This is a genomic window from Granulicella sp. S156 (assembly GCF_009766105.1).
Taxonomy (GTDB): domain Bacteria; phylum Acidobacteriota; class Terriglobia; order Terriglobales; family Acidobacteriaceae; genus Granulicella.
Genome location: NZ_LMUH01000006.1, coordinates 191,670 through 212,824 on the forward strand (window position 1 = coordinate 191,670; position 21,155 = coordinate 212,824).

Here is a 21,155-nt window from a genome sequence, read left to right on the forward strand (position 1 = left end):
CTGTCTCAAATCCTGAGAACGTGAGGGCGAGCATTCGTGTCGCTCTGCCAGCTCCTGAGCCGAGTTTTGTAACGACCTCATCCATGTTTGCTACGCTTCTTTGTCCGGCTTGCCGAAGCCTTCGGCGTGCTCCATGTCGAGCGCCTGCTCGAGTTCTCCGCGTTCGATGGCCGCTTCGATGCGTGCCTCTTCGCCACGCAGAAACACGGTGCGCACCTTCGTGAGTCGATCGCGGTTGTGCTTGAGGAAGGCTTGCAAATCTTCCTCTTCGCCGACCAGTTCGAGGCATTGAGGCAGACGGGCAGGCGGAATCTCGCCGGTGTCCATGACGAGATCTTCGTTCTTGAGATAGCCGCCGATCACGCGGTGCAGCAGTGCCTGTTCGATGCCGTGCTCCTTGGCCTGTTGCAGGAGATAGCCGCCGAGGCTCTGTGGTGCGAGCCGTTTCCACCACGAGCCAGAGCTGTGCATCTCTGACGCGGAGAAGTAGAGCCGTAAAACGCTGAGATGTTCCATATCGCTCCCTTGAACATAGCCGAAATCGTTGATGCTTTCGAGGAGATCCGCCTCGTCTTCGCCGCTCGCATGGTTACGCATTTTAGTGATGACTGCCAGTGACATGCCTTCGTCGAGGTTCATGCTGAGATGTTTGCTTTTGCCGACGCGCTGGGCCTGGTAGATGCTGGAGTGTCCGGAGAAGAGATAGCTGATGACGCAGGCGATGGCGGCGTAGGCTCCGGCCTCCGCGCCGAAGAGTTCAACGGCCATGAGCGTCGAGGCGATCGGCGTATTGGCGGCTCCGGCAAAGACAGCGACAAAGCCCATGCCCGCAAGCAGGGACGAGGGCAGGGGCAGTATGCCGGAGAGGGCATTGCCGAGTGTAGAGCCGATGTAGAACAGCGGCGTGACCTCGCCGCCTTTGAAGCCGCTGCCTAGCGTGACGGCGGTGAAGAGAAACTTCGCCGCCCAGTCGTAGATGGGAAGTTTGTGATCGAACGAGGCGACGATGGTGGGGATGCCGAGGCCGATGTACTTCGTGGTGCCGAGAGCGAAGACTGCGGCGCTGACGAGTATGCCTCCAACGGCGGGCCGCAGCGGTGCGAAGGCGATGCGTCTGCGGACGAAGTGTGCGATGGCGTGCGTGACCTTGGCGAAGGCCATGCCCACCAGGCCGAACGCCACGCCCGCAGCCATGGCGGCGAGGATGCCTTTGATGTTCATCTGCGGAACGCTGGTTACGCGATAGAGCGTGTGATGCACTCCCCAGGCGTGGGTGACAAGGTCGCCGACGAAGGCGGCGATCATGCAAGGGGCGAGTGCTTCATAGCTGAGGCGGCCGATGGCGAGCACTTCGATGCCGAAGATGGCCCCTGCCAGGGGTGTTCCGAAGACCGAGCCGAAGCCGGCGCTGATGCCCGCCATTAGCAGGATGCGGCGGTCGCGAGGAACGAGGCGCAGCGGCCGGGTGAGCTGGTCGGCTAGCGAGGCTCCGGTTTGCAGCGCGGTGCCTTCGCGGCCGGCGGAGCCTCCGAAGAGATGTGTGAGAAAGGTGCCGAGCAGAATGAGCGGCGTCATCCGAAAGGGAATGACGGACTTGGGGTCGTGGATCTCTTCGAGGAGAAGATTGTTTCCAGCTTCGACCGAGCGGCCGAGGTAGTGGTACATCAGGCCGACAAGCACGCCCACCGGCGCTAGCAGAAGGATGATCCACTTGTGGCTTTCGCGCACATTGGTAGCGAAGTTGAGTGAGACCAGCAGCAGGGCCGACGCGCTGCCAGCGAGAACGCCGACGACCGCAGAGATCGGTATCCAGCGAGCCAGATCGAGCAGCAAACGAAGTTGTTCGGAGAGATAACGGCGACGAGATGTTTCGGACAAAGTACCTCCTACCTGGATGAGTAGGAGTTATTAGCGCCGCAGTGCGGTGCGTCCGGCGAACTCCATCGCCATGGCTGTTAACCAGAAGATAGCAGGGCGTTTGAGCGAGCGTCAATTACGCGAGGGAGGGGCCGACGTATTTTATTCATTGTGGAATTGCGTTTGTTTTTCTGGTTTGTCATTCCGAGCGTAGCGAGCGAACCTGCTGTCTCCCGTTCTTTGTTCGTACCACCTCAAGGTCGTAGGCCAAAACTGCAGGGGTGCGGTTTGCACTGACGCATAACGTTTGTGGTGGCACTGGCGAAGAACGGGAGACAGCAGGTTCGCTCACTACGCTCGGAATGACAACCAGAAAGGCAAAAGGCAAAAGGCAAAAGCAAAAGGCAAAAGGCAAAAGGCAAAAGCAGATTCCCTGCGGGAATGACAAGCCAGAAAAGCAAAAGCAGAAAAGCAGAACTCTGGTAAGCTACTATTACTCGACATCTCGACGAAAGGAAGAAACCATGAACACACTCAATATGCCCACCATGCCAGCCGAGCTCAAGCCGTCGGTCGCGTTTCTTCCTGACGTCTCGCGCAGCTAGACCCCCTTTTCAGTTCGATCTAAAGGTCTTCAGCGCAGTCTGAGGGCGGCCTTCGGCACGCCTCTTTTCCTTTTCAACCTCTCAACTTTGATCAGCCTGTGGGCCTCGTGTCCGCGGCCTTTGATTCTTCAGTGAGCTTTTTTATGAGCAAAAATTTAAGCAAAAATGCAATGCACGAAGTACTGTCTTTTCTGTTCCGCCACTGGCGGCGCGAAAAGTGGCTGGTGGTGTGGGTGGCGCTGTCCATGATTGTGGCTACAGCCGCAGACCTGTTGATGCCGGTGTATTCGGGCAAACTTGTGGACGCGATCGCGATGCATGCAGTAGCGCATTCGCTTGCACTGCGTGAGGCGGTGCGCGCCATCGTGATGATGGCGGTGCTGGGCGCGATGCTGACGGTGCTACGGTACGTGGCCATGGCGGGGATCATCCGGCTGACACTGCGGCTGATGTCGCGTTTTGCGGGCGAGGCGTTCTGGCGGGTGCAGCGGTTTTCGACCGACTGGCATGCCAATAACTTCGCTGGCGCAATCGTGCGTCGGGTCACTCGCGGCATGTGGGCCGTGGACATGATGGACGATATCCTGCTGCTGGAGATGCTGCCTGCGCTGCTGGTGCTGGTGGGTTCGTCTCTGCTGCTGGGGCTGCGCTGGCCGGGCATGGGTGTGATGGTGGCGGTGGGTGCTGTGGTGTATATCGCGGTGTCGGTCTCGCTGTCTCTGTATTACGTCGCCCCGGCGGCGCGGCTATCCAATGCGCAAGATACTCGGATTGGCGCGGCCATGGCAGATGCGCTTACGTGCAATGCGCTGGTGAAGGCGTTTGGCGCAGAGAAGCGTGAAGACTACCGGCTGGCAAAGGTGCTGGGCAAATGGAATAACCGGACGGCGCTGACATGGGTGAAGGCGACGCGCAACGGAAGCCTGCAGATGTTTCTCCTGCAAGGGTTGCGCACGCTGGTACTGGCCTACGCGGTGTGGCTGTGGTGGCACGGCCGGGCGACAGCCGGCGATATGACCTTCGTGCTGACCAGCTATTTCATCGTGCATGGCTACCTGCGCGACATTGGGCAACATGTGCGCAACCTGCAGCGCTCGGTCAATGAGATGGAGGAGATGGTGCAGTTCCACGCGCAGTCGCTGGGCGTATTAGATCGCGCAGATGCAAAGCCGATCCATGTGAGGCAGGGCGAGATCGTCTATGACCGTGTGACGTTCCGTTATGGAGCGCAGGCAGAGCCGTTGTTTCAGGATTTCTCACTGCGGATCCATACCGGCGAGCGCGTGGGGTTGGTGGGCCATTCTGGATCGGGCAAGACGACCTTCGTGAAGCTGCTGCATCGGCTGTACGACGTGAGCGGAGGGAAGATCGTAATCGACGGTCAGGATACCTCGTGCGTGACGCAGGACTCACTCCGCGCGCAACTGGCGCTGGTGCCGCAGGAACCGATCCTGTTTCATCGGACGTTGGCGGAGAACATTGGGTATGGAAGGCCGGACGCGCCGATGGCGGAGATCGAGGAGGCAGCACGGCTGGCCAACGCCCATGAGTTCATCCTGCGTCAGCCGAAGGGGTATCACACGATTGTCGGCGAGCGCGGCGTAAAGCTGTCTGGAGGCGAGCGGCAGCGTGTGGCGCTGGCACGGGCGTTCTTGGCGAACACGCCGGTGCTGGTACTGGATGAAGCGACCTCGAGCCTGGATTCAGAATCCGAGGCGCTGATCCAGGAGGCGATGGAGCGTCTGATGGCGGGCCGAACGTCGATCGTGATTGCGCACCGGCTCTCGACGGTGCGGATGCTCGACCGCATTCTTGTCTTTGATCGCGGAAGGGTGGTCGAAGAGGGAACGCACGAGGAACTGGTGCGGCGCGACGGCGGCACGTACAGGCGGTTGTTTGAGCGGCAGGCACTCGGCCTGATGGTGGAGGACGATGAGAAAGTATTCGACGATGAGAAAGAGTTAGACGCCGAGTTCGATTTCTCGGATGGCGCGGGAATTCATTGAAGTGGCTAGGAGGAGCTAGAGGTGTTTCTTCAGGAAATCGAGCGTTGCATCTGCATTGGGCTGGAACCAGGTAGCTTTGGCCCAATAGGTATGAGGGCCCTTGTCTGCAGTAAATACGGTGATTGACCTGTTCATTCGTTTGTAGCTGGCTACGAACGCGATGAACTGGGAGTACGGTACATCTTTGTCCTCATTGCCGTGGCCTATGTACATCGGCGGAGAGTTGGCGTCGATGTGGGCCTGCGGTGAAGCCTGTAAGCAAAGCTCTTTTTGTGCAGCGCAGGAGCTGCCAAGGTATTTGTTGATGGACTCGTCGTTCTCTGGGGGAGTGGTGAGATCAAGGGCGGCGTTGTAGAGGATCGCTGCTTTTACCGTCGAAGAGAAGCCTTTGGAGCCGCCGTCGCCTTCGTAGCGGCTGTCCCCGTTGGTCAGCGCAACCAGCGCCGCGAGCTCGCCTCCTGCGGAGCTTCCAGCGACTGCGATCCGTTCGGGATCCACATGGTAGGTGGCTGCGTGTGCGCGGAGCCAGCGAATGGCTTCCTTGCTTTCATGGAGAGCAACCGGGAAGTGGACCTGGGGGCTGAGGTCGTAGTCGATAGCCATGCCTACATATCCATGCGAGGCCAGCTCTTCGATGATCCTGGTCATCTGGGTACGGTCTCCGCCAATCCAGCCACCGCCGTGGATGAAGACGATTGCGGGATACGGACCGGTTCCGTTGGGGATGTATAGATCGCTCAGCAGAGGGCCTGATTTGCCTTGCGCGTAAGGAATCGCATCGGAACGGCTGACGGTATCAGTAGATGCTGGTTGAGTGGGCTGTTGTGCATGGAGACAAAGAGAGACGCAGAGAATAAACAAGGAATAGCGACTTACTTTTTGGAAGCAGGCTCTCATGTCACCCGAGGTTATCCGCGGTACGTTTCATTTGTCCAGTAAAGGCGTGATGCGAAAGAGTGCGTCACGCAATGAGACCGGGCACTCTAGCCAGCAGCCTTCACGACGGTTGTCTCCTGCACTTCGATCATGCCGGTGCGGGCGAGCTCGATGAGCTTCGGCATTAGCTCATCGGCTTTCTCGCGGGTTTCGATGAACTCGATCTTCACGGGAAGGCGATCGGCTAGAAAGAGCGAGGTCGTAGTGTGCAGGTGATGATCGGAGCCGAAGCCCGCAAAGCCTTTGAGGGCCGTGGCACCGGCGACGCCACTATTGAAGAGAAAATTCAGAATGCTGGAGCATACGGACTCGCCATGATGGGAGGCGCCGTCCGTTAGGTAGATGGAGACTTTGACTGCTTTTCCCGGTATCAACATACGAACCTCCATGAAGCGCGGCTAGGAGATCGATCTGGCGGCTGCGGCCCCAAACGCAACCGCTATAAATCCTGCAACGAGGCTGATGACGACATAGGCGAGCCCAATCCAGAATGCGCCGGTGGTGAAGTTCGTCCAGATCTCCCACTCGAAGGTGGAGAAGGTGGAGTAAGCACCGATGAATCCAATGGGAACGAGATACCGCCATGCAGGATTGAGCCCGGCATGGCGATTCAGGTACTCGATCGATAGACCGATGAGAAAGCACGCGGTGATGTTAATCACCAGCGTGCCAAGGGGAAAGCGCGGACCAAAACGCTCGGCAGTCGCAACACCCACGTAGTAACGCAGGATGGAACCTAAAGCGCCGCCGATCGCGATGAACAGGTATCGTTGCAAGCTCACGCCCCTCCGACACTTCGGCAAATATACAACTTAACGCCCTCCTCAGGCGTAGCGTTGCTGGTGCCACTCCCATGCGCTGGCAAGAATGCTATCAAGTTCTGGATACTGCGGATGCCAGCCGAGCTCTGCCTTGGCTTTTTCGGAGCCTGCGACCAGACGTGCAGGGTCGCCGTCGCGACGAGCCTTGACCTCTGCTGGGATGGGGTGGCCCGTGACGCGGCGTGCGGAGGCGATGACCTCTTTGACTGAAAAGCCGCTGCCATTGCCGAGGTTGAGAATCAGGCAGTCACGCTCGCTCAGCGCCTTGATGGCGAGAATGTGAGCGTCGGCGAGGTCGCGTACGTGGATGTAGTCGCGAATGCAGGTACCGTCGGGCGTGGGATAGTCGTCGCCGTAGATGTTGATGCTGGCGCGGCGGCCGAGCGCGACGTCGAGGATCAGGGGAATGATGTGGGTCTCGGGCTCGTGGGCCTCGCCGCGGCCGGGGAGCGCACCCGCTACGTTGAAGTAGCGCAGCGAGGCGTAGCGCAGGCCGTGGACGCGATGGAACCAGCCGAGCATCTGCTCGACCATCAGCTTGGACTCGCCGTAGGCGTTGGTCGGCGCGAGGGCGGCGGTCTCTTCGATAGGCGTGGACTTCGGCTCGCCATAGACCGCGGCGGTCGACGAGAAGACGAGGCGGTTGGTGCCGGTCGCGTGCATGGCCTCGAGTAAAGATAGAGTCGAGGCAGTGTTATTGCGGAAGTAGATCTCCGGCTTCTGCATCGACTCACCGGCCTCGATCAAGGCGGCGAAGTGCAGCACGCCGTCAGGCTTTAGCTCGCGCAGCAGGGATTCGACGCGAGGGCGGTCGGCGATGTCGGCTTCGACGAACTCCGCGCCTGCGGGCAGTTCGTTGCGCTTGCTGTGGCAGAGGTTGTCGAGTACCGTGACGCGGTGGCCGGCTTGCATCAGGATGGTCGAGACGGTTCCGCCGATGTAGCCTGCGCCGCCTGTAACTAAAAGGTTCATTCCTTCTCCGTGGGGTTAAGTTGTCTGCATGGCGAGGCGCAGCGTCTCGGCTGCGGACTCCGGTGTGATATCGCGTTGCGGCGACCCTAGAAGCTCAAAGCCAACCATGAACTTCCGCACGGTTGCCGAGCGCAGCAGCGGTGGATAGAAGTGTGCGTGGAGGTGCCACTCGGGATGCTCTTCACTATCGGTGGGTGCGGGGTGCAGGCCCATCGAGTAAGGGAAGGGCGTGTCGAAGACGCGGTTATAGCCGCGCGTTACCTGCTGCAGGATGGCGGCGAGGCCATCGCGTTCGGAGCCTATGAGCTCCGCGAGTGAGGCGACTCTGCGCTTCGGCAGCACTAGCAGCTCGAACGGCCAGACCGCCCAGAAGGGCACGAGCGCTACCCAGGTGTCGTTCTCCGCCACGATGCGTTCGCGCTGACTCAGCTCGAGCTCGAGATAAGAGGTGAGCAGCGAGACACGGTGCTGCTCGAAGTACTCGAGCTGGGCGGCGAGTTCGAGTGTGGGCTCGTTGGGGATGTGCTCGGTCGCCCAGATCTGGCCGTGCGGATGAGGATTGCTGGCGCCCATCATGCTGCCGCGGTTCTCGAAGATCTGCACGTAGTGCACCTCGGGCCGCGCGCCGAGTTCGGCTGCCTGGGCGTCCCACATGTCTACGACACGGCGGATAGCGGGCAGCTCCATGGTCGCGAGTGTGAGGTCGTGGCGTGGGTCGAAGCAGAGCACACGGCAGATGCCGCGCTCGGTCTCGGCACGCAGCAGCCCGGCTTTATTCTGATCCATGGACGCCACTGGAACGTCGAACTTCAGGGCGGCGAAGTCGTTCTCGAAGACGTAGGTGCCGGTGTAGGCGGGCGTCTTGTGGCCGCCTGCGCGTGTGTTTCCGGGGCAGAGGTAACAGGTGGGGTCGTACTCCAGCGAGGGTGGGGTAGCCTTTTCTTCCGTCTGGCCCTGCCAGGGACGCTGGGTGCGGTGCGGTGAGACGACGACCCAATCGCGCTTCAGGGGGTTCCAGCGGCGGTGCGAGGACTCGAGAAAGATGGGGTCGATCATGCTTGTGCTTCCTTTGCCGGAGTGCCGTTGCGAAGCACGGCTCCATCGACAGCTTCGCAGATGTAGGTCTCTGCTTTGATACTAAAGCGTTCGAGGAAGGCTGCCGACAGGGCCTTCGCAAAGGCTTCGGCCTTGTCCTCGCTGACGAGGTTGACGGTGCAGCCACCAAAGCCGCCGCCGGTCATGCGTGCGCCGAGGCATCCCTCCAAGGTAACCGCGGTGTCTACGAGGAAGTCGATCTCTTCGCAGCTGCACTCGAAGTCGTCTCTCTGGCTGGCATGGGCCGCGATCATCAGCTTGCCCAGGTTGGCAGCGTCACCGGCCACCATCGCGGCCTTCGCCTCGCGGACGCGGGCGTTCTCGGAGATGATGTGACGGCAGCGACGATAGGACTCCGGCGTCATCTGCGCGGCTTTGGACTCCAGCTGCTCGAGACTGGCGTCGCCTAGATCGCGCAGCTGAGGGAATGCCGAGCGCAGGACATCCTGCCCGGCTTCGACCTCGCGGCGGCGAAGGCCGTAGTCGCCGTTGGCGATCGAATGCTTCACCATCGAATTGCAGACGACGATCCGCTTGTCGGCAAGCCCCGCGTGGTTCATCGGGATGTGTTCGTAAGAGAGTGAGCGTGTGTCGAGCAGCAGCGCGTGGCCTGCTTTGGCAGCGGTAATGACGAACTGGTCCATGATGCCGCAGGGCGAGTGGACGTAGTCGTTCTCGGCGAGCTTGCAGAGCATCGCGATCTCTTCGAGCGGGAGAGTGGCGCCAGCGTGTGCCAGCATGGCCAGGGCTGAGGCGACCTCCAGCGAGGCCGAAGAGCTGAGGCCTGCTGCGTAGGGAACATTGCCGTGCAGCTTGAGTTCAAACGCAGGCGGCGTGATGCCGCGCAGTTGCAGCTGGCGCAGTACGCCGACGGCGTAGTCGCTCCAGTTTCCAATTGCCTCGGAGCGATCGTCCAGCGGTATCTCTCGGACTTCCTTGGCCTGCTCGCTATGGAAGCTGTACTGCGAGGTGTCGCTCGAGGTGATGACGGCTGTAGTGGAGAAGGGAATCGCCATCGGCAGTACGAGCCCGCCGGTGTAGTCCGTGTGTTCGCCGATCAAGTTGACGCGGGCGGGTGCAATGTAACCGTGTTCATTTAAGTGCGTGTGCAGGGCTAGCTCCTGGGGCCGTTTCGGCGAATTAATGGTTTGTCTGTTACTTTTTACGGCCCGCTATGAACATGATAAGTCCAAACAGGAGCATTACCAGACCCCAGATGAGGTTTAGATTGATGCCCTGCGAACTGGCGTACATCGCGCTACCGCGTGTGAATACGCCGTAAACGGCCATAATGCCGCCGATAATCAGAAAGATAAGGCCGAGGGGAAGGCGAATGTCGAGTCCCATAATTTGTACGCTCCTTCGCTTGGTGAACTTGTGAACTTGATTGCTTCGAGCAGTTTCGGTGAGGTACGGCTACAAACGGCCTCTTACGCAAACACCAGATTGAGCGCAACCAATACCGCGAGAACGCCGAGTGCGAGGGTCAGGGGCTTCTGGTACCAGGTCAGATGGTGCTCCGGTGCCTTTGGCGTGAGCGAGTAGACCAGGCCGACGAGCTCCGGCTCCGGCCGTGGCTTGGTGAAGAGGCTGACCACGGTGGTTACCAGCAGGTTTACGCCGAACGCAAAGATTGCTGTCCAGAAGTTTTGCGCCATGTCACTGGGGTAGGTGTGGACCACGTGGATCCAGCCTCCGTGAATACCAGGCACGGCGTCCGCCGGAATCGTAAGGCCGTGATGCACAAGGGCCGCGGCGGTGCCGGTGAGCAGTCCGGTGAAGGCTCCGTGTCCGGTCGTCCGCTTCCAGAACATCCCCAGGAGGAAGGTTGCAAACAGCGGTGCATTGACCAGGGAGAAGATCAGCTGCAACGCGTCCATGATGTTGTTGAAGTTGGTCACTGCATAGGCCGCGGCAATGGAGAGCAGTATCCCCCCTATGGTCGCGATGCGGCCCATCCAGAGGTAATGCGCGTCGCTGGCGTCCTTCTTGATGTACGACTGGTAGATGTCGTAGGTCCACACCGTGTTGAAAGCGGTTACATTTCCGGCCATCCCTGACATGAAACTTGCCAGCAGGGCAGTGAGACCGAGGCCGAGGATGCCCGTGGGGAAGAAGTGCAGCAGCATGACGGGGATTGCGAGATCGTAGTCGTAGACCGGGTTCCCGTTGGTGTCGAGGATGGGGTGTCCGCTGATCGGGTCGACCTTCTGCGGGATGATGCCGTGCGGGTGGGCCTCATCGAGGGGAAGCGCGTGCCCTGAGGCCTGCTGCGTGATGGACGTCGGCTGCATGGCGCTGGAGTGCGACGTGACGCTGACCGCGATCAGGCCGGGCAGGATGACCAGGAACGGGAAGAACATCTTCGGCACGGCGGCGATGATGGGCACGCGCCGCGCGGAGTCCTGCGACTCGGCGGCCATGGCCCGCTGGATGACGAGGAAGTCCGTGCACCAGTAGCCGAAGGAGAGTACGAAGCCCAGCCCCATCACGAGACCGACGACTTCAACCCCGAGCGAGTTGGTGGAGGCGTGCGTCATGCCTCGCCAAGAGTGCGTCATGGTCGTGGGCAGCTTCTGCTGAATCCCATGCCAGCCGCCGACGTTGCGCAGGCCGATCCAGACCAGCGGGAGGAACCCGGCGACGATCAGGAAGAACTGCAGGACCTCGTTGTAGATCGCGCTGGTGAGCCCGCCGAGGAAGATGTAGCCGAGCACGATGACCGCGGAGAGGATGATCGAGACGTGGAAGACCCAGGCGTCCGGCACGATGCCGTGCAGCAGGCCGAGCGTCTGGATGAGCAGCGCCATGGCGTACATCGAGATGCCGGAGCTGAAGACCGTCATGATGGCGAAGGAGAAGGCGTTGACCGCGCGGGTCTTCTCGTCATAGCGGAGACGGAGATATTCAGGGACGGAGCGCGCCTTCGAGCCGTAGTAGAAGGGCATCATGAACAGGCCGACGAAGAGCATTGCCGGAATAGCGCCGATCCAGTAGAAATGGCTGGTGATGATGCCGTATTTGGCTCCGGAGGCCCCCATGCCGATGACTTCCTGCGCACCAAGGTTCGCGGAGATAAAGGCCAAACCGCAGACCCAGGCCGGAATAGAACGCCCGGCGAGGAAGAAGTCGGTGCTGGTGCGCATGTATCGCTTTAGCGCGAAACCGATGCCGAGCACGAAGACAAAGTAGACCAGCATGATGAGCCAGTCGATGGGCGAAAGGTGCATGTTCGAGCCTCGTAGGACAATTGGGCAATGTTCGAGAAGAAATTGCTCGAACTCGTTAGTCATAATACGTGGAGGGTTGCACAACTGAATAGTTCGCGTGCTGAAGCAAATCGGCCAGATCGGAAATAAGGCCGATTTTTTGCCTATGAATCCAATTTCTTGTTCTTGAATCCTAAGAGGTGAAAGGAAGTGCAAGTATGCCGCAACTACCTATTGTGGGGCTGCATCATGTAACCGCCATCGCGTCCGATCCGCAGCAAAACCTGGACTTCTATACCGATGTCCTGGGGCTGAGGTTCGTCAAACGAACGGTGAACTTCGACGACCCCGGAAGCTATCACTTCTATTTTGGCGACGATGCCGGGACGCCGGGCACGATCCTGACCTTCTTCCCGTGGCCGCGAGCAGCGCGTGGTCTCGCCGGTGCAGGCGAGGTGACGCATACTGCCTTCAGTGTGCCGCTCACGTCGCTGGAGTATTGGGAGAAACGACTGTCTGAAAAGGGCGTGCTCGTAGAGCACACCGGCAAGCGCTTCGAAGAAGAGGTGCTGACCTTTGCCGATCCTGATGGGATGAAGATCGAGATTGTCGGCCATGCTGACGCTGGCGAGGCCAAGGCTCCGCGCTTTGCTACTGTGCCTGCGGAGCATGCGATTCGCGGCTTCTTCGGCGTGACGTTGCTGGAGCAGAGTCCGGAAGCGACGACAACCATCCTGAACATGATGGGCTTTCACAAGATCGCTGAAGAGGGCAAGAGGCTGCGTTTCGCGACCGAAGGCTCGGCGCTGGGGAATCATATCGATCTGCTGATTGAGCCCGGCGCTAGTTATGGCCGTCCTGGGGCTGGTTCTGTGCACCATATTGCGTTCCGTGCGGCGGATGAAGCCTCGCAGAAGGAGTGGCGCGTGGAGATTGAGAAGCATCTGGACGTAACACCGGTGCTCGACCGCGACTACTTCCACTCGATTTACTTCCGCGAGCCGGGCGGTGTGCTGTTTGAGTTGGCGACAGACCCTCCAGGCTTTGCGGTCGATGAACCGGTTGAGTCCTTAGGAGAACAGCTGCGCCTGCCTCCGTGGCTTGAGCCGAGGCGTGCCGTGATCGAGCAGCGGTTGCCCACGATCGAGCTGCACAAGTGGAAGGAGACTGCATGAGCGCCGATCCACACAAAGAGGGAAGAGTGCATCACTTCGGTGCCACGCTCGAGGAGGCTGCTGGTGCTGTGATCCTGTTGCACGGACGCGGCGGATCGGCCGAGGACATCCTCTCGCTGGCCGAGGCGATGTACAACCCGCGACTGGCCTATCTGGCCCCGCAGGCCGCAGGCTCCACGTGGTATCCGAACTCGTTTCTTGCGCCACGAGAGAGCAATGAGCCATGGCTCAGTTCCGCTCTGCGCAAGGTGGAGTCTGTCCTCGACCTGGCTATCGCTGCCGGGATTCCGCGCGAGCGCGTCGTCATTGGCGGATTCTCCCAGGGCGCGTGCCTCTCTACGGAGTTCGTCGCGACGCATCCGGCGCGCTATGCGGGCGTGATTGCCCTTACCGGCGGCCTCATCGGGCCGTTGGGGAGCGATGTCTCGCACGCCGGCGATCTGGAGGGAATGCCTGCCTTCTTCGGCAGCGGCGATCCCGATCCGCATGTGCCGTGGAGTCGCGTGCAGGAGTCGGCCGACGTGCTCACAGCCATGGGCGCGAAGGTGACGGTGCGACGCTATCCCGGGCGACCGCATACGGTCTCGCAGGAGGAGCTGGAGTTTGGGCGGCGGCTTCTGCAGGATGCGTTCGCGGCCGGGTAGCCGTCTAGACTGGAGATGTGCGTTAAAGTCCCCGTCGTCTAGTGGCCCAGGACACTGCCTTCTCAAGGCAGAGACATAGGTTCGAATCCTGTCGGGGACGCCATTACTTCATGATCTCTAGGTCAGCGCACGATCGAGATGCGTATATCCGCCATCGACGATCAGGTGCTGGGCTGTCGTGTGGCCTGACTGCTTTGAGGACAACAGGAACACCGTCATCGCCGCAATCTCAGCGCCCTCCGTCATGCGGTGCCCCAGGGGAATCTTGTCGGTGATGGACTTGAGCGCGCCTGCCGGATCATCGCGAGTGTCGAGCCACCGTTTATAGAGCGGCGTCAGAACCTCAGCGGGCAGAACGCTGTTCACTCGAATGCCGAACGGAAGCAACTCCGCTGCCCACTCGCGCGTGAGCGCAAGCTGCGCGCCCTTCGCCGCTGCGTAGGCTGAGGTCCCGCCTTGCCCTGTAAGCGCGACCTTCGAGCTGATATTCACGATGGAACCCTTCGCGGCCTTCAGCATGGGCAGGGCATAGTGAGCCATCGCATAGTAGTGAACGAGATTCTGGCGAAGACTCTCGAGGAAACGGTCGGGGTCGCCGCTGGCCAGGCCGACTCCGTCGTTTGCGCCAGCGTTGTTCACCAGGCCATCGAGCCTGCCGTACTTCTGCTGCACATACTCGACAGCGTGCAGGCACTGCGTGGTGTCTCCGAGGTGCGCCTCGACGAAGTCGCATGGCTTCTGCTCGCGATGCATCTCTTCGAGAAAATGCTTCACATTGTCCGAAGCACGGCTGACGACGACGGCTGTTGCCCCTTCATCCAGACACGCACGGGTTACAGCTTCTCCGATGCCCGCACCGCCGCCCGTCACTACAATGACATGGCCCTTCAATCCCAGATCCATACCGTTTCCTTTACCCGAGTTCTACCGCAGATTGAAGAAACCGCCGTCGATTGGATAATCGACTCCGGTGAGGAACGAGGCATCGTCCGAACAGAGATAGAGAGCCAGTACCGCTATCTCCGCGGGAGTGCCCATGCGTCCAATCGGTTGCGATTGCTCCAGCACCTTCATCTTCTCGGCTTCCTGTCCGGGATAGTTTTTCGCAAGGAAGCCATCCACGAATGGTGTGTGAACTCGCGCCGGCGAGATGCAGTTGCAGCGGATGCCCTGCGCAATGTAGTCCTTGGCCACGGAGAGCGTCATCGACAGCACCGCGCCCTTTGTCATCGAATAGGCAAACCGGTCGGAGAGCCCGGCGGTCGCGGCAATCGACGCCATATTGAGGATCACGCCGTGCTTGGACTCGATCATGGACTTGATCCCGGCCTGCATGCACAGGTAGGTTCCGCGGACGTTCACCGCATAGAGCCGGTCTATATCCTCGGGCGAGGTGGAAAGCAGATTGCCCACGTGTGCAATGCCGGCGCAGTTGACGAGAATGTCGACAGAACCGCCGATCTGGCTGAAAGCCTTCTCGACGCTGTCCGCGCGCGAGACATCGCAGGCTACGCCTGTGACGCTGCCGGAGGTCTTCTCCGCAATCGCTTTTGCGGCATCCGTCGTCTTCTGTGCATCGAGATCGAGCAGCACGACTGCCGCATGGTGTGCTGCGAACAACTCGGCTATCGCCAGGCCTATGCCGCTGGCGGCCCCCGTCACAACGGCCCGTTTACCCTTAAGATCAAACACGTGAACTCCTATCGAAGATGTTATCGATACCGCCTGAGTTTTACTTGTACAACAATACTGTTGTCAAATATGAAAATATAAAATCATTGGCAAAATGTATGTTGAAATGTCCGGATTGAAGATGCGCATTCGATCGGGGAGGGGATTCTCTGTTCTCGCGGCATGCCCCGCCGGCGGGAACAGGGGCTTTTTACACCCCGAAAGGTGTAGCTGAATTGAAAGAAGATCGGCTGCGAGGATTTTTGTGTGGAGTCGAAAAATTGCTGTTTATTTTTACTTTATTCATGGGCTTGAATTGGACTGGGCACTTCTGAAAAGCAAGCTGCAGCAACTGTAAATTTACTCGGGGGAGCGGCAAGAACAAGCCAAAATTACAACTTTTTACTATTTCTCGCGACCCTGTTCGGTGTATTCTTTAGTGCAAGTATGTTTTCATTGACGAAAAATGATTTGTTTCGCTACAATTTGTGCGAATTGCAACCGGTTACGCGTGTCAACCTCAATTTAACCGTTATTTCAGAATCCCGAGGCCGCTCTTGAAGCCCATTACTATTACCAACACACGTGTTATCGATGTACGTTTCCCTACCTCCCGCGAGCACATCGGTTCCGATGCCGTCAATAAGGATCCCGACTATTCGGCGGCCTACTGCATCCTCGAAACCGATGCCGGGATCGAAGGGCATGGGCTCACCTTTACGCTGGGCCGCGGTACGGAGCTCTGTGTCAGCGCGCTTCGTTATCTGACTCAGTTTGTGCAGGGCCGCACGCTGGAGTCGCTCACCTCCGATCTCAATGCGATGTACCTCCAGCTGACGGGAGATACACAGTTTCGCTGGCTTGGGCCGGAGAAGGGTGTCATTCATCTCGCTTGTGGCGCACTCATTAACGCCATTTGGGACCTCTATGCCAAGGCCGAAGGTAAGCCGGTGTGGCGGCTCCTTGCCGATATGTCGCCGGAGCAGATCGTTTCGGCGATCGACTTCCGCTATATCGCCGATGCACTCTCGCCGGAAGAGGCTCTCGCTATTCTGCGCAAAGGGAAAGAGGGCCAGCAGCAGCGGCTCGCAGTGATCGAGGCCAACGGTTATCCGGCCTATACGACTTCAGCCGGATGGTTTGGCTTCAGCGATGAAAAGATTCGCCGCCTCTGCCGCGAAGGCATCGCCGATGGATGGACTCACTTCAAGCTCAAGGTTGGCGGCGTGCCCGAGGACGATCTGCGGCGCGGGCGCATCGTGCGCGAGGAGATTGGCTGGGAGAACCGCATGATGGTCGATGCCAATCAAAAGTGGGGCGTTGAGGAGGCTATCAGCCGCACACGTCAGCTTGGCGAACTTAAGCCCTGGTGGATGGAAGAGCCGACCAGTCCGGACGACATCCTTGGCCACGCCCGCATACGCCGTGAGGCGGCTCCGACCCGCATTGCTACGGGCGAACACTGCCACAACAGCGTCATGTTCAAGCAGCTATTCCAGGCTGGCTCTATTGATGTATGCCAGATCGACAGCTGCCGGGTAGCGGGAGTGAATGAGAACCTCGCGATCATCCTGATGGCCGCGAAGTTCGGTGTGCCGGTCTGCCCGCATGCTGGCGGTGTCGGCTTGTGCGAGTATGTGCAGCATCTTTCGATCTTCGATTTCCTGAGCGTCTCGGGCACGATGGAGAACCGCGTGATCGAGTACGTCGATCACCTGCATGAGCACTTCCGCTATCCCGTAAAAATTCGCCGTGGACATTATCTTGCGCCGACCGATCCTGGGTATAGCTGCGAGATGTTGCCCGAATCGTTGGAGAAGTTCAGCTTTCCCGGGGGAGAAGTCTGGAAAGAGCCATCGTAGCGTCACATCGACTACGATCGTTCTCCCAGCTTTCCCGTTCCTCACCTGAGGTCTCATCTTGAATATCGCCGTCGACACACCCACCACAGTAGAGCGTCCCTCCAACGGTAAGCAGCCCGGCCTCTTTCCAGCCGGCCACATGTTGCCCTTCATGTTGGTTACCGTGCTCTTCTTCATCTGGGGAATGTCGAACAATCTCACCGACATCCTGGTGCAGCAGTTCAAGAAGTCCTTTGAGCTCTCGCCGCTACAGGCACAGTTGGTGCAGACGGCGGTCTTCTTCGGCTACTTCTGCATGGCGCTGCCTGCGGCGCTGGGCATGCGGAGGTGGGGATACAAGGCGGGCATTTTGGCGGGGCTCTGCCTGTTCGGGACAGGCACGCTCATGTTCTGGCCAGCGGCCGTTATAGGTCGCTACTGGCTTATGTTGACGGCGCTGTTTGTCGTCGGCTGTGGCTCGGCGACGCTGGAGACGGCGGCGAACCCCTTCATCGCCCAGACAGGAGCCCCGGAGACCTCGGAGCAGCGCCTGAATTTTTCTCAGGCGTTCAATCCTCCCGGTACGATCACGGGTGTTCTGATCGGCACGTTCTTTATCTTCTCCGGCGTTGAGCTTTCGGCTGCGCGGGTGATGCAGATGAAGACTGCCGGCACCTATGCCGCGTATCTTCATGGCGAGATCATGCGAGTCGTGCCGACCTATGTCACGCTCGGCTGCATCGTCTTCCTGCTTGCGCTGTTGATCGGCCTGACAAAGTTTCCCGCGAACGTCCGCGAGCGCGATGCCAGCGAGGAGCATGGCCTTCTCTCGCAGCTTGCATCTCTGTTGCGTACCCCAGGCCTGCGCGCCGCCATCATCGCGCAGTTCTGCTATTGCGGAGCGCAGGTAAGCACCTGGTCGGCTTTCATCCCCTATGTGAAGCAGTACACCAGCGCCAGTGAGCGAACGGCAGCTCTGTTCCTGACCGGAAACCTTATCGCCTTTGCCGCCGGTCGCATTATCTCGACGGGGCTGATGCGGTGGTTCGCGCCCTCAAAGATGATGGGAGTCTACGCGCTGATCAACATTGGATTGATTGCGGCGGGCATTCTGCACCCGGGACGCATTGGAGCGGGCGCTCTTCTGCTTACCAGCTTCTTTATGTCGGTCATGTTCCCCACAATCTTTGCGCTGGGCGTGAAGGGGCTTGGGGCCCGTACGAAACTGGGCGGCTCCATGATCGTGATGTCGGTGGTGGGCGCGGGGATTGTGCCGCCGCTGCTGGGGCTCATCGCGAAGCATTTCGGCAGTTACGCGCTGGGGTATGTTGTGGTCATCGCTTGCTATGTGGTGGTCGCGGCTTACGGGTTGCGTGCGCATCCGACGCACAGTGTGCACACCGTGCCTGTGATGCCGTAAGGCGCCGATCCTCAATAGTGTGATGTCCGAATGAACTACCTCAGAACTGTCATCTCGACCGGAGGCGGCGCTCTTTGCCGCCGTAGCGGAGAGACCTGCAGCTTGTCTGAGCTAGCTCTGGTGCCTGTGCGAGCAGCCTGCAGGTCTCTCCACTGCGCATGACGATAAAGCCATCATGCTCCGGTCGAGATGACACGGTATGGGTGGGATAGAAAAGCGGGACTGAAGTCCCGCTCTTCAAAAAGGCAACGGCAATCACCCAAAATTACCCACGACTACGGCACATCCGCCCCATCCTTCGTCCACGCCACGTCCCCTTCTCCCGAAGGATTCACCGCCGAGACGCCGAACGTGTACTTCGTTCCCGGTGTCAGTCCATCCAGCGAGACAAAGGTAACGTGGCGGCCTTCGAGAGTCAGCACCCGACGGCCTGTAAAGACCTGTTTGCGTCCACCTGGCTGGATGGTTACCACGTAGGCGAGGACACCTTCCGCGTTCTCTTTCGGGTCGCCGAAGTGGATGCTCGCTCGGCTACCTTCTACATAAGCCTTGACCGACTGCGGCGCTCCCGGACGGTTGAGTGGCGCCGTAGCTGCCTCGACCGGATGAGAGGGAAGTGACTCTGCGCTGCTGCCATTCGCGTTCGAAGCGATGACCGTAAAGGTGCGAGGCTTCGACGCCGGTGTGATGGGCAGCTTTGCATACGCGAGTTCATCGAACTGGGCGGCTGAGATTGTGATCTGGAGACCATCGTCGGAGTGGATGGTGTAGTGGTTGACGAGCGCGCCACCGTCGAAGACAGGAGGCCGCCACGTAACGTAAGCGTCGGTTGGAGTTTCGAAGGCAGAGACTGCAGTGGGAGGCTCAGGCGCGGCCTTGAATCGCATCGCTGCAGCGAGGTCTCGGAAGCTGGCTTCCAGTCCCGCACCGTTGAGCAGCTCGGACGGAGCCTGGTTCAGCGCAGTCACAATGTGGTTGCCCTTCTCTGTAACCTGTTTGCCTGAGACATCGGGGTCGCCCTGCTGCCACCAGTTGTCTTCAATAGCGAGCGGATCGCTGTTCTCACCCTTCGCGCCATCGTAGTAGTCCTTGTGGCGCGAGCCCCAGTTGTCGTGGTTGGTATTGAACATCACGTTGTCGCGAACCGTGATCATGGACGAGCCGTTATCGGTATAGATGGCATGGCCGCTACTGTATTGATCGTCGACCACATTGCCTTCCACGCGCTCGCCGTCGGCGATGGTCTCGCCGGTACGGCCCTGGGTGTAGATGCCACCGCCGTCGGAGAGCTTGAGCATGAAGCGCGTGATGCGGTTGCGCTCGATGACATTGCCGGTGGAGCGATTGGCCACGCCCGCCAGCTCGATCTTGTCCGGCCATCCGCCCCAGCCGATCGAGATGCCCGCATAGGGAACATGGTCGATCTGATTATGCGCGATGTGCGTGAAGCGGGCGTAGCCGATGACGATAGGAATGCCGCCATGGAACTCCGCGCCTACATTGCGGAACAGATTGTTTTCGAGGCGATTGCCGACAGCGAACTCCGCGTCGGGTGCCATTGGCTTATCGACCCCTGCGAGTTGCAGGCCGTTGCCGGAGATGTCGGTGAAGATACAGCCTTCGACGACATCGCGATGCGCGCCGTCGTTCAACGACAGTCCTGCTGCTCCGAGATGCGTAAAGGTGTCGCGCGTGAAGTGGAGGTTGTCGGCGAACGAGGCCGAGACGTTGCCGTGCTCAGGCGTCCAGGCCGCGAAAGGGCATGTGCCTCCGGGAACGAGGGTGCAAAGCGCCTGCTTCGTCGCGCCGTCAGGTCCGGTCACGCGATAGTTAGCCTGGATCTCCGAGAAGCCCTCTGGAGTGCTGGGCTCATGCCACGCAGCATACGCAAAGGTGATGCCCTCAATCGTGACATCATGTACGGGCGCTGCCTCGCTTCCGTTCAAGGCGAGCAACGATTCGAGCACCGGCACTTCGACGTCTGCGCGGTGCAGGTCTTCACCCTTGCGCGGCGTGTAGAAGAGCGTATGAGTTATGCGATCGAAGTAGAACTCCCCCGGCGTGCCCAGAAATTCATAGGCGTTTTCGAGAAACGTTGGCTGCTTGCCTACACTCGCGGGGCCAACCAGGTTGGCCGTGCGAGCCCCGTTCGGAAGCATGACGCGTTTGGTGGAGTTCTGCCAGCAGGGTTCCGCCATATCGATCGAAGCCCCGTGAACCGCAGCCACAGGGCAGCGCGGCTCCGTCCACGATCCTATGCCGACGGAGGGTTCGCCCCACAGAGCGTTGCCTCCGGTGTAGACGAACTCGAGTTCGTCAGGATGCCGCCAGTGCGAGAGCAGATCGCTATCGGCGGTGTAGCCGGTGCCGGTCATCGTTAGCTTTACAGGAGAGCGTCCCTTGGCGCGGCTTGCTCGAACGCCATCGACGTAGATCTGACGCGGCGGTGCAATCTCTGCGGGTACATTCGCTGACCATAGTTGCCGCTTGGCGTCTGCGAGCTTCCACCCCGTGATGCGCGTGCCGCCGCTGAGTGTGACGCTCGCATGGGCAGAGGCTTTGAGCGAGAGGCCGGAGTCCCCGGGTGTTAGCACCAACGGCGAGGCCAGGTGATAGACACCGCCCTTCAGCTCGACGGCATGCTCCTGTGTCTGGCGCGCGAGTGCGATGGCATGCTCCACAGAGCGCACGGGAGCGCTCTGCGTCCCTCGTGCCTGATCATTACCGTTAGGGGAGACGTGAACCACCTGCGCCTGTGTGGCAACGGTGAGTGTGGCGACGAGTAGAGAGGCGGTGAAGCGAAGCGTCATGAGGTGAACCTGTCTGGAAGATGTTGGTGTTGTTTGTCTTTCGTCGTCATCCTGAAGCGAAGCTGAAGGATCCCCGAATTGGTGCCGCCACAG

Annotated in this window: 17 protein-coding genes, 1 tRNA gene and 1 riboswitch; of the genes, 6 read left to right on the top strand and 12 right to left on the bottom strand. The window is 59.8% G+C overall.

Annotated elements, in window-relative coordinates; translation table 11 throughout:
- Window positions 1-90 precede the first annotated feature (90 nt).
- Window positions 91-1,878 carry a voltage-gated chloride channel family protein gene (locus GSQ91_RS05420; RefSeq protein ID WP_254064368.1) on the bottom strand — a complete coding sequence of 596 codons (1,788 nt, stop codon included), beginning with the start codon at window positions 1,876-1,878 and terminating at the stop codon, window positions 91-93.
- A 14-nt stretch (window positions 1,879-1,892) separates the two neighbouring features.
- Window positions 1,893-1,957, bottom strand: a riboswitch (Fluoride riboswitch).
- Between the two features lie 648 nt (window positions 1,958-2,605).
- Here GSQ91_RS05420 and GSQ91_RS05425 point away from each other — a divergent pair.
- Entirely contained in the window at window positions 2,606-4,468 is a 1,863-nt protein-coding gene (locus tag GSQ91_RS05425; protein ID WP_254064369.1) for an ABC transporter ATP-binding protein, read from the top strand.
- Window positions 4,469-4,483: 15 nt separating this feature from the next.
- On the opposite strand, the gene GSQ91_RS05430 is transcribed toward GSQ91_RS05425, so the two are convergent.
- The 8 genes from GSQ91_RS05430 to GSQ91_RS05465 all read right to left on the bottom strand — a co-directional run bounded on the left by GSQ91_RS05430 (window position 4,484) and on the right by GSQ91_RS05465 (window position 11,522).
- Window positions 4,484-5,365, bottom strand: coding sequence for an alpha/beta hydrolase (locus GSQ91_RS05430; RefSeq protein WP_158820240.1), 882 nt, complete (start codon window positions 5,363-5,365; stop codon window positions 4,484-4,486).
- Between the two features lie 86 nt (window positions 5,366-5,451).
- The gene (locus tag GSQ91_RS05435) at window positions 5,452-5,781 is read right to left on the bottom strand and encodes a DUF190 domain-containing protein (protein WP_158820241.1); all 330 of its coding nucleotides are present in this window, start codon (window positions 5,779-5,781) and stop codon (window positions 5,452-5,454) included.
- Window positions 5,782-5,802: 21 nt separating this feature from the next.
- Window positions 5,803-6,186, bottom strand: a complete 384-nt coding sequence (crcB, locus tag GSQ91_RS05440; protein ID WP_254064370.1) for a fluoride efflux transporter CrcB — start codon at window positions 6,184-6,186, stop codon at window positions 5,803-5,805.
- 42 nt (window positions 6,187-6,228) lie between these two features.
- Complete coding sequence (galE, locus tag GSQ91_RS05445; RefSeq protein WP_158820242.1) at window positions 6,229-7,197, bottom strand: UDP-glucose 4-epimerase GalE; 969 nt, start codon at window positions 7,195-7,197, stop codon at window positions 6,229-6,231.
- Window positions 7,198-7,212: 15 nt separating this feature from the next.
- Entirely contained in the window at window positions 7,213-8,253 is a 1,041-nt protein-coding gene (locus tag GSQ91_RS05450; RefSeq protein ID WP_158820243.1) for a UDP-glucose--hexose-1-phosphate uridylyltransferase, read from the bottom strand.
- A complete protein-coding gene (gene galK, locus GSQ91_RS05455; protein WP_254064371.1) occupies window positions 8,250-9,353 on the bottom strand; it encodes a galactokinase in 1,104 nt (367 codons plus the stop codon). Before galK ends, GSQ91_RS05450 begins: the two co-directional genes overlap by 4 nt.
- 94 nt (window positions 9,354-9,447) lie before the next feature.
- Window positions 9,448-9,639: a hypothetical protein gene (locus GSQ91_RS05460; RefSeq protein WP_158820244.1), complete on the bottom strand. Its 192-nt coding sequence runs from the start codon at window positions 9,637-9,639 to the stop codon at window positions 9,448-9,450.
- A gap of 83 nt (window positions 9,640-9,722) precedes the next feature.
- The gene (locus tag GSQ91_RS05465) at window positions 9,723-11,522 is read right to left on the bottom strand and encodes a sodium:solute symporter family protein (RefSeq protein WP_158820245.1); all 1,800 of its coding nucleotides are present in this window, start codon (window positions 11,520-11,522) and stop codon (window positions 9,723-9,725) included.
- A gap of 197 nt (window positions 11,523-11,719) precedes the next feature.
- On the opposite strand from GSQ91_RS05465, the gene GSQ91_RS05470 reads away from it, so the two are divergent.
- The 3 genes from GSQ91_RS05470 (at window position 11,720) to GSQ91_RS05480 (ending at window position 13,423) form a co-directional block, all read left to right on the top strand.
- Window positions 11,720-12,676: a ring-cleaving dioxygenase gene (locus GSQ91_RS05470; protein WP_158820246.1), complete on the top strand. Its 957-nt coding sequence runs from the start codon at window positions 11,720-11,722 to the stop codon at window positions 12,674-12,676.
- The gene (locus GSQ91_RS05475; RefSeq protein ID WP_158820247.1) at window positions 12,673-13,320 is read left to right on the top strand and encodes an alpha/beta hydrolase; all 648 of its coding nucleotides are present in this window, start codon (window positions 12,673-12,675) and stop codon (window positions 13,318-13,320) included. Before GSQ91_RS05470 ends, GSQ91_RS05475 begins: the two co-directional genes overlap by 4 nt.
- A 27-nt stretch (window positions 13,321-13,347) precedes the next feature.
- A tRNA-Glu gene (locus tag GSQ91_RS05480) sits at window positions 13,348-13,423 on the top strand.
- Window positions 13,424-13,437: 14 nt separating this feature from the next.
- Here GSQ91_RS05480 and GSQ91_RS05485 read toward each other — a convergent pair.
- Together GSQ91_RS05485 and GSQ91_RS05490 are read right to left on the bottom strand one after the other, a co-directional pair.
- A complete protein-coding gene (locus GSQ91_RS05485) occupies window positions 13,438-14,223 on the bottom strand; it encodes an SDR family oxidoreductase (RefSeq protein WP_158820248.1) in 786 nt (261 codons plus the stop codon).
- 21 nt (window positions 14,224-14,244) lie between these two features.
- Window positions 14,245-15,012, bottom strand: a complete 768-nt coding sequence (locus GSQ91_RS05490) for an SDR family NAD(P)-dependent oxidoreductase (RefSeq protein WP_158820249.1) — start codon at window positions 15,010-15,012, stop codon at window positions 14,245-14,247.
- A gap of 536 nt (window positions 15,013-15,548) precedes the next feature.
- Between GSQ91_RS05490 and GSQ91_RS05495 the strand changes: the two genes are divergently transcribed.
- Entirely contained in the window at window positions 15,549-16,853 is a 1,305-nt protein-coding gene (locus GSQ91_RS05495) for an L-fuconate dehydratase (protein ID WP_158820250.1), read from the top strand.
- Window positions 16,854-16,911: 58 nt separating this feature from the next.
- Window positions 16,912-18,252: an L-fucose:H+ symporter permease gene (fucP, locus tag GSQ91_RS05500; RefSeq protein ID WP_158820251.1), complete on the top strand. Its 1,341-nt coding sequence runs from the start codon at window positions 16,912-16,914 to the stop codon at window positions 18,250-18,252.
- 275 nt (window positions 18,253-18,527) lie between these two features.
- On the opposite strand, the gene GSQ91_RS05505 is transcribed toward fucP, so the two are convergent.
- Complete coding sequence (locus GSQ91_RS05505) at window positions 18,528-21,062, bottom strand: fibronectin type III domain-containing protein (protein WP_158820252.1); 2,535 nt, start codon at window positions 21,060-21,062, stop codon at window positions 18,528-18,530.
- Between the last annotated feature and the right edge of the window lie 93 nt (window positions 21,063-21,155).